Raw genomic sequence first — 15,314 nt, 5'->3', positions numbered from 1 at the left:
TCACCAGCTTTAGGACCCCGCTCGGAGTACCACCGGCATGGACCGTTCAGGTGAGCGTGAGCTCGTTCGAGAAACCGTCGCGGAGTTCGTCGAGCGCGAAGTCGAACCTGCCGTCGCGGAGGCCGACGCGACCCAGACGTTCCCCGAGGACGTCTGGGATGGCCTCGCCGATATCGGCGTCACCGGGCTCACCATCCCCGAGGCGTACGGCGGGTTCGACGCCGACGGTGTGACCGAGAGTATCGTCAACGAGGAACTCGCCGCGGGCCACCTCTCGCTCGCGACGGCGCTGTCGGTTCACTGCCTCGCCGCGTCGTGTATCCGGGAGTTCGGCTCGGAGAGTCACAGGGAGACGTGGCTGCCGAAGATGGCCGAAGGACGCCCGGTCGGTGCGTTCGCACTCTCAGAGGCCGAAGCGGGTTCGAATCCTGCGGAGATGACCACCGAGGCCCGCCTCGAGGGCGACGAGTACGTCGTCGACGGTCAGAAACAGTGGATCACGAACGGCGAGCGCTCGGGCGTGGTGATCCTCTTTGCGAAAGTCGACGGCGACGACTCCGACGCGATCACGCAGTTTCTCGTCCCGAAGGACGTCGACGGTCTCTCCGTCGGGAAGAAAGAGGACAAACTCGGTCTGCGGGCGAGCGATACGACGTCGCTGATCTTCGAGGACGTCCGAATTCCCGAGGAGAACCGGCTAACCGAGGTCGGCGAGGGATTGCGCGCGGCGTTCTCGACGCTGACCGGCGGCCGGATTGCCATCGCGAGCCAGGCGGTCGGCGTCGCACGGGCGGCCCTCGAGGACGCCCTCGACTACGCGGAAGAGCGCGAGCAGTTCGGACGCCCGATCGCCGACCACCAGACGATCGGGCACAAACTCGCGGAGATGGGGACGAACGTCCGAGCCGCCAGATTACTCACCCGCGACGCCGCCAGGCGAAACGAGGACGGCGTCGATCCGATGGCCGCGAGCATGGCGAAGTACTTCGCGAGTGAGACTGCCGTCGAGGTGGCCAACGAGGCGGTCCAGATCCACGGCGGCTACGGCTACACGACCGACTTCGACGTCGAACGCTACTACCGCGACGCCAAGATCACGACGATCTATGAAGGCACCAGCGAGATTCAAAAGGAGATCATCGCGCGTCACTTGCGAAAGTGACCGTCCGCACGCTTGCGGGAGGAATCCTCACTCGTTTGCGGGAGCGACCGTCCGCACGCTTGCGGGAGTGATCGCCCGCGCTGGACGGTGTACTCCGGACGTGTACACTCGTGTACTGTCACGGCGTGCGATGTGGTACCAACACTTTAGGCTCGTCCCGTCCACTGATACGGTATGTTCGACCAGGACGACCTCGAGGGGATCCGCGACCGGCGCGAGCGCTGGGAGGAAGACACCCTCGAGCCGTTTCTCGAACGCCACGGCGAGCGCCAGGAGCGGTTCGCGACCGTTTCGAATCACGAGGTCGATCGTCTCTACACGCCCGAAGACGTCGCCGACCTCGAGTACGAAGCGGATCTGGGATTTCCCGGAGAACCACCCTATACGCGCGGTCCCTACCCGACGATGTACCGCGGCCGGACGTGGACGATGCGCCAGTTCGCCGGCTTCGGCACCGCAGAGGAGACGAACGAACGGTTTCACTACCTCATCGAGCAGGGCCAGACGGGGCTCTCGACGGCGTTCGACATGCCGTCGCTGATGGGACTCGACTCGGACCACCGGATGAGCGAAGGCGAGGTCGGCACGGAGGGCGTCGCGGTCGACACCTTACGCGACATGGAGATCCTCTTCGACGGCATCGACCTCGGCGAGGTGTCGACGTCGTTTACGATCAACCCCTCCGCGCCGGTCGTCTACGCGATGTACGTCGCACTCGCCGACCAGCAAGGCGTTCCCCGCGAGGAAATCCGGGGAACCCTCCAGAACGACATGCTAAAGGAGTTCATCGCCCAGAAGGAGTGGGTGATCCCACCAGGGCCCTCACTCGAGGTCGTCACCGACACGATCGAGTTCGCCGTCACGGAGACGCCGAAGTTCCACCCGATCTCGATCTCGGGGTATCACATCCGGGAGGCGGGGTCGACCGCCGCCCAGGAGGCCGCGTTCACGCTCGCCGACGGCTTCGCGTACGTCGAAGACTGTCTCGAGCGCGGGCTGGACGTCGACGACTTTGCGCCGTTGCTCTCGTTTTTCTTCAACTCCCACAACTCCATCTTCGAGGAGATCGCGAAGTTTCGCGCCTCTCGACGAGTGTACGCCCGCGTGATGGCCGATCGATACGGCGCCTCGAGGCCGGAATCGAAGCGGATGAAGTTTCACACCCAGACCGCCGGCCAGTCGCTGACCGCCCAGCAACCGCTTTCCAACGTCGTTCGAACTACCATTCAGGCGCTTGCCGGCGTCTTCGGCGGTACGCAGTCGCTTCATACGAACAGTTTCGACGAGGCGCTGGCGCTCCCGACCGAGAAGGCGGTCCGGGTCGCGCTTCGCACCCAGCAGATCATCGCAGAGGAGTCCGGCGCGGCCGACGTCGTCGACCCGATGGGCGGCAGTTTCGCGGTCGAAACGTTGACGAACGAGATGGAAGACGAAATTATGACGTACGTCGACGAGATCGCGGAGATGGGTGACGGCTCGATCCGCGACGGCGTTCTCTCGGGGATCGAACGGGGGTACTTCCAGCGCGAAATTCAGGACGCGAGTTACGAGTACCAGCGGCGGGTCGAACGCGGCGAGGAAGTCGTCGTCGGCGTCAACGAGTACACGATCGAGGAGGATACCGCCCCCGAGATCCACCGGGTCGACGAGACGACTCGCGACCGCCAGCTCGATCGCTTAGAACGTGTCAAAGCCGAACGCGACGACGGCGCCGTCGAGGACCGTCTCGAGGCCCTATCGGAAGCCGTCGAGGCGGGGGAGAACGTCATGGCGCCGATCGTCGACGCAGTCAAGGCGTACGCGACGATGGGAGAGATCATGCAGGTACTCGAGAGCTATCACGGATCGTACCAGGAGGAAATTAGCCCCGTGTGACTCCCTTCTCGCCGCGAACGGCGGGATTCTCTCCTTGCAGAAAGATAGTGCGCTCGTGGGTCGATCCGACACCCCAAATGTATATAGGAGTACTGGTTAGATACGTGTCATGGATAGACGTTCACTCCTTCTGGAGACGGCCCTCGTACTCCCCGCCGTCGGTGCGGTAGCCGGTTGTCTCGGCGACGACGACTCCGGCGACGAAACCGGCGACGATGGACTCGGTACGGATGGGGCGACCGCAGACGAAGCCGACGACGAGCCGACCGACGCCGAAACGGCCGAGAGCGCAGAAACTACCGACCAGTCGGCGAACAACTACGACCTCGAACCGCCGGATCCGGAGACCGAGTCCATCGATCTCTTGCCGGATACCGAGGAGTGGCCACTCGAGGAAACGAACGACACGTCGGTCGCATACCTCGAAGCGAACGAGGGAACCGAGGGCCGATACCGGGACGGCGACGACGAGTACTCCTTTCATATCCTCCAGCACGACGAGCCATTCGAGGCGGTCGAAACTGCGAACTCGACGTACGGGAACTATCAGATGTCGTTTGGATTCGGCGTCTTCACTTTCGCGATACTGGGACCGGACGGAGAAACCGCACACGACCTCCTGATCGCCTCCCCCGGCCTGAATCGAGAAGTCGTCGAGGGGGAGGTACCACTCGCCACCGCGCCGCCGTAAGCGTTCTCCGCATTTGACGGGAGGTCGCTCTCGAATGCCGACGAAACAATTGTAGGAGTAGGAACACGTAATCACTGACTTACCGCAACGGCAACTTTTTCGGTTGCGCTGGAGAGATCGAAGACGAGATGGACCTTCAGATCGACGGCAACGCGGCGCTTGTAACGGCATCCTCGAGCGGACTCGGAAAGGCGTCGGCGACGGCGCTCGCACGCGAGGGCGTAGATGTCGTGATCAACGGCCGAGACGAGAATCGGCTCGCGGCGGCGAAAGACGAGATCGCGGAGGTTGCGACCGGCGAAGTGATCGCACAGCAGGGCGATCTCACCGACGAAGACGACGTCGCGGCGCTGGTCGAGACGACCGTCGACGAGTTCGGCGGGCTCGATCACCTCGTGACGAGCGCCGGCGGACCGCCGTCCGGGCCGTTCCTCGAGACCGACGACGAGGACTGGTATGCGGCCTACGATCTGCTCGTGATGAGCGTCGTTCGTCTCGCACGCGAAGCCGAGCCCCACTTGCGGGAGGGCGAGGGCGGCACGATCGTCACCATCACGTCCCGAAGCGTCAAGGAGGCGATCGACAGTCTCGTACTCTCGAACTCGGTTCGCATGAGCGTCATCGGCCTCGAGAAGACGCTCTCCCAGGAGTTTGCACCGGACGTTCGGGCGAACGCCGTCCTCCCCGGGCCCCACGAGACCGCACGGATCGAGGAACTCGTCGAGCAGGCCGTCGACCGCGGCGAGTACGACTCCTACGAGGAGGGAGTCGAAAACTGGGCCGACAACCCACTCGAGCGGGTCGGAGATCCGATGGAACTCGGCAACACCGTTGCCTTCCTCTCGTCGCCCCAGTCGGGATTCATCAACGGCCAGAGTCTCGTGATCGACGGCGGCACGACGGGGGCGAACCTATGACGGCGTTCGTCTCACCCGACAGGGAACGATGAAGTACCTCGCGCGCACCCTCGAGGGGCGTCCGATGCTCGGTGGTGAGGAGGGGTTCGTCCCGCTTTCGGCCGCAGATCCGGATCTCACGACGGTCACGGCGGCGCTTCCGCGGGCGGCCGCCGGTCAACTCCCCGACGTCGTCGACGCCCCGGCGGAATCGATCGACCGTGAGTCCATCCAGTTCGGGCCGCCGCTGGCCGAGTTCGGCAAACTCTGGGGAATCGGCCTCAACTACGCCGAACACGCCGGGGATCTCGACGAGCAACGGCCGGAAGCGCCGGCGAGTTTCTTCAAGCCGACGAGCGCCGTCACCGGCCCGGGCGGCCCGATTCGTCTCCCGCCGGCGGAACGAACCGACCGCGTCACCGCGGAGGCCGAACTCGCCGTCGTGATCGGTCGAACGTGTCGAACCCTCGAAGAGGAGGCGGTCGACGACGTGGTCGCCGGCTACCTTCCCGTCCTCGATATGACCGCCGAGGACGTCCTCCAGCGAAATCCGCGCTTTCTGACGCGCGCGAAGAGCTTCGATTCGTTTCTCGTCGTCGGGTCTGCGATCGCCGTCCCCGAAACACCGCTCTCGCTCGAGGAGCTGTCGGTTAAGACGATCGTCAACGAACGGGTCGTGGCGGAAAACCGAATCGAGAACATGCTGTTCCCGCCGCGAGAACTCGTCGCGTTTCACTCCGACGTCGCCACGCTCGAGCCCGGAGACGTGTTCAGTACGGGGACGCCGGGTGCCGAGCCGATCGAACCCGGCGACCACGTCCGGGCGACGGTGGACGTAATCGGATCGGTCGAGGCGCCGGTCGTTCGGTGACGAAGATCACGCCGCCGCCTGGATCTCGAATATCTCCTCGTACAGACTCGCGGCGAGGTGGTCGAGGTCCTCCTCGGCTTCGCTTGCGTCCATGGAATCGCCGACCCCCTGCCACTCGACTGAGAGGCGAGCGATCGGAACGAGAGCGACCCCGCCGACCGTGACGGTTCCGTTCGGTGTTCGGACCGTCCACTCGGTTCGCATCCCCTCGGAAGACCGCGTTACGTCCTCGATCTCTGCACCCGAGCTGGCCCACCGTTCGACGAGCCCATCGGTGATCCGGCGGAGTTTTCGTTCGCCGAGAACGTGGACGACGACGCCGGCCGCCGCGAGTATGGCGAACGCGGCGACGGCAAACGTGACGCCACCGTAGGGGACGTTCAACGACGCCGCGAGCGCGGCGGTGACACCGACGAAACCGAGAATTCGAAGGTCGAACGCGTTCGGGACCGTGCCGTTCCAGTCCGCCTCCCTGGCCGGCTGCTCGAGTTGCATTATGCAACGATGGTCGGAACGCGACGCTGGTAGTCGTTCGCCTGTCCTGGTGTTTGCTTTATGCCCGCCGCGTTACACTGTCGGAGAGTGTCTTCACAATGTTTTATCCGGTAGAATCACTCGTACTCGAGTAGTTCGTCGTCGCCGTGTGTCGAACGAAGCTCCTCGAGGTATGCTCGTTGCTCCTCGAGTCTCGGGGTCGGTTGCTCGTAGGTGTACTCGAACATCTCTCGTGGATCGGCTTCGACGGCCTCGGCTCGATCGATCATCGTCGTCAGCGTCGCTTCGATCTCGGCTTCGATCTCCTCGATCAGTTCGTCGTCGAGGATCCATCGACCCCGCAAATACGACTCGAACCTGGTGATCGGGTCACGTTCGCGCCACACCTCGACTTCGGCTTCGTTGCGGTAGACCGACGGATCGTCCGCGGTCGTATGTGCGCCAAACCGGTACTGAACCGCCTCGATCAGCGTCGGTCGGAGCCGATCGGTGTCCGGATCGACCGCTTTCGTCCGGGCCGCCTCCGTAACGACGTACGTCGCGAGCGGGTCCATTCCGTCGACCTGAACGCCGTCAAATCCGTACGCGTCGGCCTTCTGGGCGAACGTCGCGCTCGCGGTCTGGCGTTCCTGCGGGATGGAAATCGCCCACTGATTGTTGTTACAAAAGAAGATCGTCGGCGTATCGATGACGCCGGCGAAATTCATCGCCTCGTGGAAATCCCCCTCCGACGTCGCGCCGTCGCCGAAGTGGACGACGGTGGCGGATGCCTGATCGTCGAGCTTTTCGGCCCACGACCAACCAACGGCGTGGGGGAGATGGCTCCCGATCGAGATGTTGAGCGGGAAGACGTTCACGTCGGCGAGTGCGGCGTTTCCGTCCTCGTGGCCCATCCAGTACAGCAGGTACTCCCACGGGAGTTCGCGGGCGACGACGGCGCCGTGTTCTCGGTACTGGTAGGAGATCGTATCCGCGTCGGCGAGCGCGTACGTCGAGCCGATCTGAGAGCCTTCCTGACCGGCGAGCGAAGCGTACGTCCCCATCCGACCCTGGCGTTGGAGGCTGATGACCCGCTCGTCGAACCGGCGTGCAAAACGCATATCCCGGTACATCGAGCGCAACATCTCCGGCTCGATATCGGGCTCGAGTTCCGGTGCGACGACGTTTCCGTCGGCGTCGAGCACCCGAACCCGGTCGTCCGATGCTCGATCGAGAAGATCGTACTCGAGTACGTCTGGTGTCATATCATCCTCCTCGAACTCGTTCCACATAACAGTAGCTGTGCACGTACTATCGACCATCGTATAAGTAATAGTTCGAATATAACGCCACAAAAACAACTATTCTGACTAGTCTGGCAAATGTATGATCGGGTCGAGGATCGGAGACCACCAGAAATTGTGGATGATCTTCACACTATCTAGATCACTTTGTGAAAATTTTTATATGCAAGAAATTGAATGCGATGTTTTACAATTATGGCCTGTCGCCCCCAGTCCGGCGCAATAAATAGAATTTAAATGAAAAAATGAATCTATGTATATTATGCAGACAATATTTCTGAGGGGCGAACGGGTTACGTTCGAACTCTTCACCACGGAGGAGATCGTGATCCAAAGATTTAGTGTATATTACGAATTCGTACCGATATGGCCACGAACGCGCTGTTGATCGGGGAATCCACGTTTCCATTTCACACCATCGACGAGAAGGGAGACGAACTGGTCGATGCGGTCGGCGACGTCGCAGACGTAGAGATCACGACGGATCGGGACGCACTCGAGTCGCTTACCGACTACGACGTCCTGATAGATTATATGACCGACAGCGAGTTGACTGCCGAGCAGATCGACGGACTGGTGTCGTTCGTTCGAAACGGCGGCGGATACGTCGGCGTCCACTGTGCGGCCGATCTCACGAGTACGGTCCCCTCGGATCCGGACGACGTCGTGGACACGCGAGCGGAACCCGATCCGCGCCACCGCTCGTTACTCGGCGGGGAGTTTCTCGACCATCCGGCCCAGAGCGAGTTTCGCGTCGACGTCGTCTCCGATCATCCCGTCACGGACGGGGTCGACTCGTTTCGCGTCTACGACGAGCCGTACCAGGTCGACGTCGACGCGACCGCCGACGTGCTCGCGCGTATGGAACACGCAGAGTTGAAGGACTATCCCATCGCCTGGGTCCGCACCGATGGAGACGGACGCGTCTGTTATATCTCGCTCGGGCACACGGACGAAGCGCTTCGCAGTTCCGGCTTTCGACAGCTTCTGCGCAACGCGATTACGTGGACAACCGACAGCTAACGACGGCTTTCCGACACTGTCCGCGCCGCCCGAAACCACTCACCGTTCAGGGCTCGTGATTCGTTTTTCTGTTTCCTCGGCCGAATCCAGATCTTTCGTCCGAAGCGAATCACCCGTCTCAGCATCGAAGAGATACACGTTGTCGTCGTCGAAACCGAGCAGGACGTCGTCTCCGGCCGAGAGTCGGTGCTGGCTGTCGACTCGAGCCCTGATCTCTGCGTCGCCGACCTGGGCGTAGACGACGTTTTCGTCACCCATCGCCTCGACCACGGTCACCGTCACGTTGAACCCGCTGTCGGCACCGACCACCAGATCTTCCGGTCGAATTCCGACGGTACACCGGCTCCGATCGCCGAGTGCCTCCGCGATCGACGACGCCTCGGAGTGATAGACGAAATCCGCGTCGCCGTTGAACGTCACTGTGTCGCCGTCGCTCGAGACCGTCGCCTCGAGGAAGTTCATGCTCGGACTACCGAGGAATCCGGCGACGAACTGATTGGTCGGATTGCGGTAGACGTCCTCCGGCGGACCACACTGCTGGAGTTCGCCGTCGTTCAGGACGGCGACCCGGTCACTCATCGCCATCGCCTCGGTCTGGTCGTGGGTGACGTAGACAGAGGTGATCCCGAGTTGTTGCTGGAGCTCCATGATCTCCTTTCGCATGCTGTCTCGGAGTTTGGCGTCGAGATTCGAGAGCGGTTCGTCGAGTAAGAACACCGATGGCTCCCGGATGATCGCACGACCGAGTGCCACCCGCTGTTGTTGCCCGCCGGAGAGGTCACTCGGTTTCTTCTGGAGGAGATCCTCGATGCCGAGCATTTCCGCGGACTCTTCGACCATCGATGCGATCTCGCTTTCGGGAATATCGGTCGAGAGACGCAGTCCGAAGCCGATGTTGTCCCGAACACTCATGTGGGGATACAGCGCGTAGTCCTGAAACACCATCGCGATGTCCCGGTCGCGGGCGCGCAGATCCGTGACGTCCTCGTCTCCAAACTCGATCGTACCGGTGGAGACATCCTCGAGGCCGGCGATCATTCGCAACGTCGTCGTCTTCCCACAGCCACTCGGTCCGACGAACACGAGAAACTCACCCTCCTGGATCTCGAGGTCCATGTCGTTGACGGCACAGATCTCGCCCCCCTCCGAATCGTAAATCTTGTTCACACTGTCAAGTTCGATCGACGTCATCTATACACACATCCAGTCTCCTGGCTAATGAAGATACCGGAGACCGGGCGAATGGATGCCGTGATCAGCACCATCAGCGAACCGATCGCGACGCTGGACGAGTCGGATTCGGCGTCTCAAAAAAGGGTGGAGTGACGGGTGTGGCTACGGCTGATACGCGGTCCCGGCGAATCCCCGCACGAAGTACTTCTGTAGGAGCAAGAACAGTATCGTGATGGGGATGATCGCGAGCGCCGTGGCGACCATGATCTGGTCGAAGTAGAGCCGGTGTTGCCCGACGAGGCGCTCGATCGCCAGCGGAATAGTGAACAGTTCTTCGCTGGTGAGGATCACCAGCGGATAGAGGAACGCGTTCCACTGGAACAGAAAGAGGATGACCGAGAGTGCGGCCAGCGCCGGTTTCACCGACGGCAACGCGATTCGATAGTAGAGTTGGAACTCCGAGGCGCCGTCGATCCGCGCGGAGTCGAGCCACGAGTCGGGAATCGACTTCATGCTCTGGCGCATGAGGAAGATGCCGACCGGGTTCGCCGCGAACGGAAGGATGAGCGCAATGTGCGTATCGAGCAGGCCGAAGTTCGCCATCAGGAGGAACAGCGGAATAATCATGATCTGGACCGGCAACACGACCGTCGCCAGGATGAAGTAGAACAGGTACTCCTTGTAGGCGAACTCGTACTTCGCGAACGCAAAGCCCGCGAGCGAGCAGAGGAACAGCGACAGGACGGTGTAGACCGTCGCGACGAAGATGCTGTTCCAGATCGACAGCAGATACGGGAACCGATCGCGGAGATCCGCGAGGTTCTCGAAGAAGTGAGTTCCTGGGAGGAACCGCGGCGGGTACGTGAAGAACTGATCCTGTGGCAACGTCGCGCCGACGATCATCCAGTAGAACGGGACGAGCGTCAACACGATGACGATCAGAAGCGAGATGTACACGCCGAACTGGACCGGAAGATCCGGCTTTTTGGATGCAACCGACATTAGTCTTCACCTCCGATCTTCATCTCGATGATCGACAGCGCCGTGACGACGCCGACGAGTACGTACGTGAGCGCGCTGGCGTAACCGAGGTTGAAGTAGACGAACGCCTGATCGTAGATGTAGTAGAGGATCGTGATCGTCGAGTTGCTCGGACCGCCCTCGGTGATGATGAACGGCTCGGAGAACAGCTGCATCGAGCCGACCGTCGAGAGGACGATCACGAACAGCAACATCGGTTTGAGCTGTGGCACGGTCACGTACCGGAACTTCTGCCAGGCGCTCGCGCCGTCGATCTCGGCCGCCTCGTAGAGCCGACCGGGGATGTTCTGTAAGCCTGCGAAGAGGATCAGCATGTTGTACCCCATCCAGCGCCAGTCGAGTGTGATCGCCAGCATGACGCGTGCCCACCAGCGATCGGACTGCCACGCGATCGGTTCGAACCCGACGAGTTGGATGACGTAGTTCGCGAGTCCGAACTGCTCGGAGAAGATCATCAAGAAGATCGTCGAGTACGCGACGAAGTTCGCGGAGACGGGAAGCGCGATCAGCGTGCGCTGTAGTCCAGAGAGCTTGATGAACGACGCGTTAAGCGCGAGCGCGACGCCAAGCGAAACCAGGACCATCAGTGGCATCTGGAACACGGTGATGATGACGGTGTTCCACATCGACAGCCAGAACAGCCCGTCACCGGCCATTCGAGTGTAGTTCTCGAGGCCGACGAACTCGACGTGGGAGATGCGCGGAACTTCGATCGCGAACACTCCCAGGTCGATCGCGAACAGGAATCCCTCTCCGACCCCGTGATACTCGAAGAACGAAAGGTAGAGCGTGTAGATGACAGGGAACGCTAAAAACACTCCAAAAAATATGAAGAATGGGAGGATGTACAGATACGGCACTCCCGGGAAGGAGGGAAGTGAATCTCGGATGCGATTTCGAGCGATTCGCCCCTCCGTTCGAACCGCCTGTATACTACTGTGTTCTCGTATTGACATTGAATACCTGTTCAGGCGGTATCGAGGCCGGTACGATCGGCGACGGCCTCCTGGGCCTCTGCACCGATCTCGTCGGGCGCGACGTTACCCTGGAGGACCTCTTCGAGTTGCGTCTCCATCTCGTCTAAGACCTCGGCGTGTTCTTCGTGGTACCGAAGCTCCGGAACTTCTTCGGCGACCTCGAGGATCAGTTCGTAGCTCTGGCCGTCGAAGTACTCCTGGGGCTCCTCCCAGAAGGAGTCGCCGTAGGTTTCCTCGTTCGCGGGGAAGACGCCGGCTTCGGTGCCGAGCATCATACACCGCTCGGTGTCGGTGAGGAAGAACTCCGCGAAGTCGTACGCGCGGGCAATTTCTGCGTCGTCGAGCTGACTCGCGAAGACGACGCTCGAACCGCCGTGGTTCGACGCGCGAGCGTCGCCGTCGTGGAGTGCGGGACAGCGGTGCATCCCCCAGTTGCCGTCCTGGCCCTCGAGGGAGTCTTCCAGCGCGCCGGCCATCCAGGCGCCGGAGGTGACGGTCGCGTACCGATCGTCGTTGAGCGCCGCGAACCAGCTTTCGGTGAACTCGTCGGTTCTGTCCATCACGTCGGCCTCGTACAGATCGAGCATGACCTCCGCGATCTCGGCCGTCGCGTCAGTGTCGATGTTGAGGGCGCCGTCCTCGGTGTAGATCTGCTCTCCCTTCTGGCGGTAGAAAATCTCCCAGCGGATGCCGAGCATCTCCGGTGCCCACGAGAGGACGAACTGGTCGTCGCCGAGTTCCTCGCCCAGGTCGATGAGGTCGTAGTAGGTCTCGATGTCCTCGGGTGCGAAGCCGGCCTGGTCGTACATGCTCCGGTTGTAGAAGGTGACGACCGGCGCGGTGTCCATCGGGAGACCGTAGATACCGTCGCCGTCGAAGCCTTCGATCGGAGCCCACTTCCAGTCGACGAAGACGTCCTCCGCGCCGTCGCTCATCATTCCGGAGACGTCCGCGAGGCCACCGCGGGCGATCATCCCTGGCGTGTCACGGCCCTCCTGGATACCGATCGAGGGCGCGCCCTGGCCGGACGCCACGGCGGTGTTGTACTGGGAGATGTTCTCGTCGAAGCCCAGTTCCTCGATGTTGATCGAGACGCCGTCGTTCTCGGCCGTGTACTCGTCGGCCGCCGCTTCCCACGCTGGCGGAAGCGTCCCGTGGGTCCAGACGCTGATCTCGTCGGCCATATCGCCGTTGCCACCGTTCCCACCGTTTCCACCGTTTCCACCGTTGCCGCCGTTTCCACCGTTACCGCCGTTTCCACCGTTGCCGTTGTCGTCGGTGCTGATACAACCGGCAATCAGTACTGTTCCTGCTCCCATCGATCCCAGCAGCTGTCGTCGCGACACTGGTGCCATACCATTACGTGACATACGAAAAAGATTGTGTGGTTTAACCTACTTAAACATTTCTAAACCGATCAATATCCTAACTGAGATCGAGTAAATATCACATCTCAAACCCCGAATGTAACCATTGGTTCGGGATTCGGCGGCGCCTGTATTCGAGAGTCGCATGCGCGCGTTCACCGTCAGCCAGCGCATTCCGAGCGAACGTGTCGAGTACGAAATTATAAGTATTGCGCCTCGAAAGTGACGACAATGCGTTCAGAATCGGATACGCCCGCGTTTAGAGATGCTGATATCGACCTCGAGACTCGCGTCGAAGACCTCATAGAGCGGATGACGCTCGCCGAGAAGGCCGGCCAGGTAACTGGAACGTGGGGTGGTGATTTTCGACACGAAAACGACGTCGACGATCTGAAGACCGCGATCGCCGAGGCACACATCGGGGCGGCGGCCCCCTTCGGTTGGGGTGCTGGGCTCACGAGAGATCCGGTCGAAGCCGCGTCGATCGTCAACGAGCTCCAACGTCACGCGATAGAGGAGACGCGGCTTGGCATTCCAGTGTTGTTCAACGTGGACGCCGTCCACGGTCACGCCTACATCACCGGAGCGACGGTCTTTCCGAACGGACTCGGTGCCGCGGCAAGCTGGGATCCCGAGACCGTCGAAAAGGCCGCCTCGATCACGGCCCGTGAAATTCGGGCGACGGGTGCCCACCAGAACTACGGTCCGACGACGGACGTGGCACGCGATCCGCGGTGGGGACGAGCGTTCGAAACGTTCGGCGAGAGTCCACACCTCGTCGGCGAACTCGTCGCGGCGAAAGTTCGCGGCTATCAGGGATCAGGGGTCGGCGACCCCGAGGGCGTCGTCGCCACGGCGAAACACTTTCCGGCGTACAGCGAGCCCGAGCGCGGCGAGGACGCCGCACCCGTCGACGTCTCCGAGTACAAACTCCGGAACACGTTCGTCGCCCCCTTCGAACGGGCGCTCTCGGAGGACGTCCGCTCGATCATGCCGTCGTACAACTCGATCAACGGGGAGCCGTCCCACGGCTCCACCTCGCTCCTCCAGTCGTTGCTCCGGGACGAACTCGAGTTCGATGGACACGTCGTCTCCGACTGGGACGGCATTCGCCACCTCTTCGAGGACCACGCCACGGCCCGCGACCACGAAGGCGCCGTGAGACAGGCCCGACAGGCGGGTCTCGACATCGCCTCCGTCGGCCACGTCGAGCACGCCGATCGCGTGATCGAGTTGGTCGAGGACGGAGACCTCACGGAGAACGCACTCGATACGAGCGTCCGTCGCGTGCTCCGTCTGAAGTTCGAACTCGGGCTGTTCGAGGAGCCGTTCGTCGACGAGGAGGCGGTCACGGAGACGCTCGGGACCGACGACCACCGAGAGATCGCCCGTCAGTCGACGCGTGACAGTATGACGCTTCTGAAAAACGACGATCTCCTCCCGCTGTCCGGTGACGAGGACGTTTTCGTCGGAGGACCGAACGCCGACGACATGGTCCACCAACTCGGCGGTTGGAGCGTCGACAACGACAACGGCATCCCCGGCGAGACGATCCTCGAGGCGATCTCGGCGACGACGACTGGAGCCGTCACGCACGCACAGGGGACGACGCTCAACGAGGCGGTCGATATCGAGGACGCAGTCGAGAAAGCGGCCGCGGCCGACGTGGCGGTCCTCGCACTCGGCGAAGGGTGGTACCTCCACGAGTTCGGTCCCTCGGACCAGGCCGGCGTCGAAACCGGCGAGTGGCCGACCCGAACCGAACTCCGCCTCTCGGCGGCACAGCGCGAACTCGTCGAACGGGTTTACGAAACCGGGACGCCGGTCGTCGGCGTGCTCGTCACCGGCCGCCCGCTCGTCGTCGACTGGATGGCCGAACACGTTCCCGCGATCCTCATGGCGTACTTCCCGGGAACGGAAGGCGGCGTAGCGGTCGCCGAGACGCTGTTCGGCGAGAACGATCCCAGCGGTCGGCTCCCGATCACGATCCCGAGTTCGACCGACGCGCTTCCGCAGGCGTTCGACCACCTGGTTCACCCGACCCCAATCGGGGACCACGAACACCCCGACTCGTACGATCCGCTGTACCCGTTCGGCCACGGACTGAGCTACACGACGTTCGAGACCGGCGATCTCGACGTCTCGTACGACGCCGACGCAGACGCGGTCTCCGTCGACGTCGAGGTCTCGAACGTCGGCGACCGGTCCGGAACGGAGACCGTCCAGATCTACGCGCGCCAGCTCCAGGCATCCCGCGTTCGACCGAACCGCTCGCTCGTCGGCTTCGATCGCGTGACCGTAGAGCCGGGCGAGACCGTTAGGGCGACCATCGAGGTACCGACGGCCGCCTTCGAGTACCACGTCCCGAACGTCGGCACCGTCCTCGAGTCGGGTCCGTACCGAATCGACGTCGGCGACCACTCCGAGACCGTCGAGTTGCCCGAGGACGCATAAGACTCC

13 protein-coding genes are annotated in these 15,314 nt (G+C 62.2%); 7 read left to right on the top strand and 6 right to left on the bottom strand.

What is annotated here, in order from left to right; translation table 11 throughout:
- The first annotated feature begins 37 nt into the window (after positions 1–37).
- The 5 genes from AB7C87_RS15690 (at position 38) to AB7C87_RS15670 (ending at position 5,495) form a co-directional block, all read left to right on the top strand.
- Positions 38–1,162, top strand: a complete 1,125-nt coding sequence (locus AB7C87_RS15690; protein ID WP_369730432.1) for an acyl-CoA dehydrogenase family protein — start codon at positions 38–40, stop codon at positions 1,160–1,162.
- Between the two features lie 174 nt (positions 1,163–1,336).
- Positions 1,337–3,037 carry an acyl-CoA mutase large subunit family protein gene (locus tag AB7C87_RS15685; RefSeq protein WP_369730431.1) on the top strand — a complete coding sequence of 567 codons (1,701 nt, stop codon included), beginning with the start codon at positions 1,337–1,339 and terminating at the stop codon, positions 3,035–3,037.
- A 109-nt stretch (positions 3,038–3,146) separates the two neighbouring features.
- On the top strand, positions 3,147–3,728 hold the full coding sequence (locus AB7C87_RS15680) for a hypothetical protein (protein ID WP_369730430.1): 582 nt from the start codon (positions 3,147–3,149) through the stop codon (positions 3,726–3,728).
- A gap of 128 nt (positions 3,729–3,856) precedes the next feature.
- Entirely contained in the window at positions 3,857–4,645 is a 789-nt protein-coding gene (locus AB7C87_RS15675; RefSeq protein WP_369730429.1) for an SDR family oxidoreductase, read from the top strand.
- A 28-nt stretch (positions 4,646–4,673) separates the two neighbouring features.
- A complete protein-coding gene (locus tag AB7C87_RS15670; RefSeq protein ID WP_369730428.1) occupies positions 4,674–5,495 on the top strand; it encodes a fumarylacetoacetate hydrolase family protein in 822 nt (273 codons plus the stop codon).
- 6 nt (positions 5,496–5,501) lie between these two features.
- On the opposite strand, the gene AB7C87_RS15665 is transcribed toward AB7C87_RS15670, so the two are convergent.
- Positions 5,502–5,990 (bottom strand): hypothetical protein, encoded by a 489-nt coding sequence (locus AB7C87_RS15665; RefSeq protein ID WP_369730427.1) that lies wholly within the window; start codon positions 5,988–5,990, stop codon positions 5,502–5,504.
- Positions 5,991–6,106: 116 nt separating this feature from the next.
- Entirely contained in the window at positions 6,107–7,234 is a 1,128-nt protein-coding gene (pdhA, locus tag AB7C87_RS15660; protein WP_369730426.1) for a pyruvate dehydrogenase (acetyl-transferring) E1 component subunit alpha, read from the bottom strand.
- 405 nt (positions 7,235–7,639) lie between these two features.
- Here pdhA and AB7C87_RS15655 point away from each other — a divergent pair, with 405 nt between their 5' ends.
- Entirely contained in the window at positions 7,640–8,296 is a 657-nt protein-coding gene (locus AB7C87_RS15655) for a ThuA domain-containing protein (protein ID WP_369730425.1), read from the top strand.
- A gap of 39 nt (positions 8,297–8,335) precedes the next feature.
- On the opposite strand, the gene AB7C87_RS15650 is transcribed toward AB7C87_RS15655, so the two are convergent.
- From AB7C87_RS15650 to AB7C87_RS15635, 4 genes are all read right to left on the bottom strand, one after another.
- Entirely contained in the window at positions 8,336–9,487 is a 1,152-nt protein-coding gene (locus tag AB7C87_RS15650; protein WP_369730424.1) for an ABC transporter ATP-binding protein, read from the bottom strand.
- A 144-nt stretch (positions 9,488–9,631) separates the two neighbouring features.
- Positions 9,632–10,471, bottom strand: coding sequence for a carbohydrate ABC transporter permease (locus tag AB7C87_RS15645; RefSeq protein WP_369730423.1), 840 nt, complete (start codon positions 10,469–10,471; stop codon positions 9,632–9,634).
- On the bottom strand, positions 10,471–11,328 hold the full coding sequence (locus AB7C87_RS15640) for a carbohydrate ABC transporter permease (RefSeq protein ID WP_369730422.1): 858 nt from the start codon (positions 11,326–11,328) through the stop codon (positions 10,471–10,473). Before AB7C87_RS15640 ends, AB7C87_RS15645 begins: the two co-directional genes overlap by 1 nt.
- Positions 11,329–11,477: 149 nt before the next feature.
- A complete protein-coding gene (locus AB7C87_RS15635) occupies positions 11,478–12,806 on the bottom strand; it encodes an extracellular solute-binding protein (protein ID WP_369730421.1) in 1,329 nt (442 codons plus the stop codon).
- 279 nt (positions 12,807–13,085) lie between these two features.
- On the opposite strand from AB7C87_RS15635, the gene AB7C87_RS15630 reads away from it, so the two are divergent.
- Positions 13,086–15,308, top strand: coding sequence for a glycoside hydrolase family 3 N-terminal domain-containing protein (locus AB7C87_RS15630; protein ID WP_369730420.1), 2,223 nt, complete (start codon positions 13,086–13,088; stop codon positions 15,306–15,308).
- Positions 15,309–15,314 lie beyond the last annotated feature (6 nt).

The organism is Natrarchaeobius versutus, from assembly GCF_041205745.1.
In the GTDB taxonomy this organism is placed as follows: domain Archaea; phylum Halobacteriota; class Halobacteria; order Halobacteriales; family Natrialbaceae; genus Natrarchaeobius; species Natrarchaeobius versutus.
This window is presented reverse-complemented; position numbering and strand designations above follow the sequence as displayed.

Excerpts from the sequence above, each read along its gene's own strand:
- AB7C87_RS15665 (WP_369730427.1), bottom strand. The coding sequence starts at position 5,990 with ATGCAACTCGAGCAGCCGGCCAGGGAGGCGGACTGGAACGGCACGGTC.
- AB7C87_RS15655 (WP_369730425.1), top strand. The coding sequence starts at position 7,640 with ATGGCCACGAACGCGCTGTTGATCGGGGAATCCACGTTTCCATTTCAC.
- pdhA (WP_369730426.1), bottom strand. The coding sequence starts at position 7,234 with ATGACACCAGACGTACTCGAGTACGATCTTCTCGATCGAGCATCGGAC.
- AB7C87_RS15675 (WP_369730429.1), top strand. The coding sequence starts at position 3,857 with ATGGACCTTCAGATCGACGGCAACGCGGCGCTTGTAACGGCATCCTCG.
- AB7C87_RS15685 (WP_369730431.1), top strand. The coding sequence starts at position 1,337 with ATGTTCGACCAGGACGACCTCGAGGGGATCCGCGACCGGCGCGAGCGC.
- AB7C87_RS15630 (WP_369730420.1), top strand. The coding sequence starts at position 13,086 with ATGCGTTCAGAATCGGATACGCCCGCGTTTAGAGATGCTGATATCGAC.
- AB7C87_RS15670 (WP_369730428.1), top strand. The coding sequence starts at position 4,674 with ATGAAGTACCTCGCGCGCACCCTCGAGGGGCGTCCGATGCTCGGTGGT.
- AB7C87_RS15690 (WP_369730432.1), top strand. The coding sequence starts at position 38 with ATGGACCGTTCAGGTGAGCGTGAGCTCGTTCGAGAAACCGTCGCGGAG.
- AB7C87_RS15635 (WP_369730421.1), bottom strand. The coding sequence starts at position 12,806 with ATGGGAGCAGGAACAGTACTGATTGCCGGTTGTATCAGCACCGACGAC.
- AB7C87_RS15650 (WP_369730424.1), bottom strand. The coding sequence starts at position 9,487 with ATGACGTCGATCGAACTTGACAGTGTGAACAAGATTTACGATTCGGAG.
- AB7C87_RS15680 (WP_369730430.1), top strand. The coding sequence starts at position 3,147 with ATGGATAGACGTTCACTCCTTCTGGAGACGGCCCTCGTACTCCCCGCC.
- AB7C87_RS15645 (WP_369730423.1), bottom strand. The coding sequence starts at position 10,471 with ATGTCGGTTGCATCCAAAAAGCCGGATCTTCCGGTCCAGTTCGGCGTG.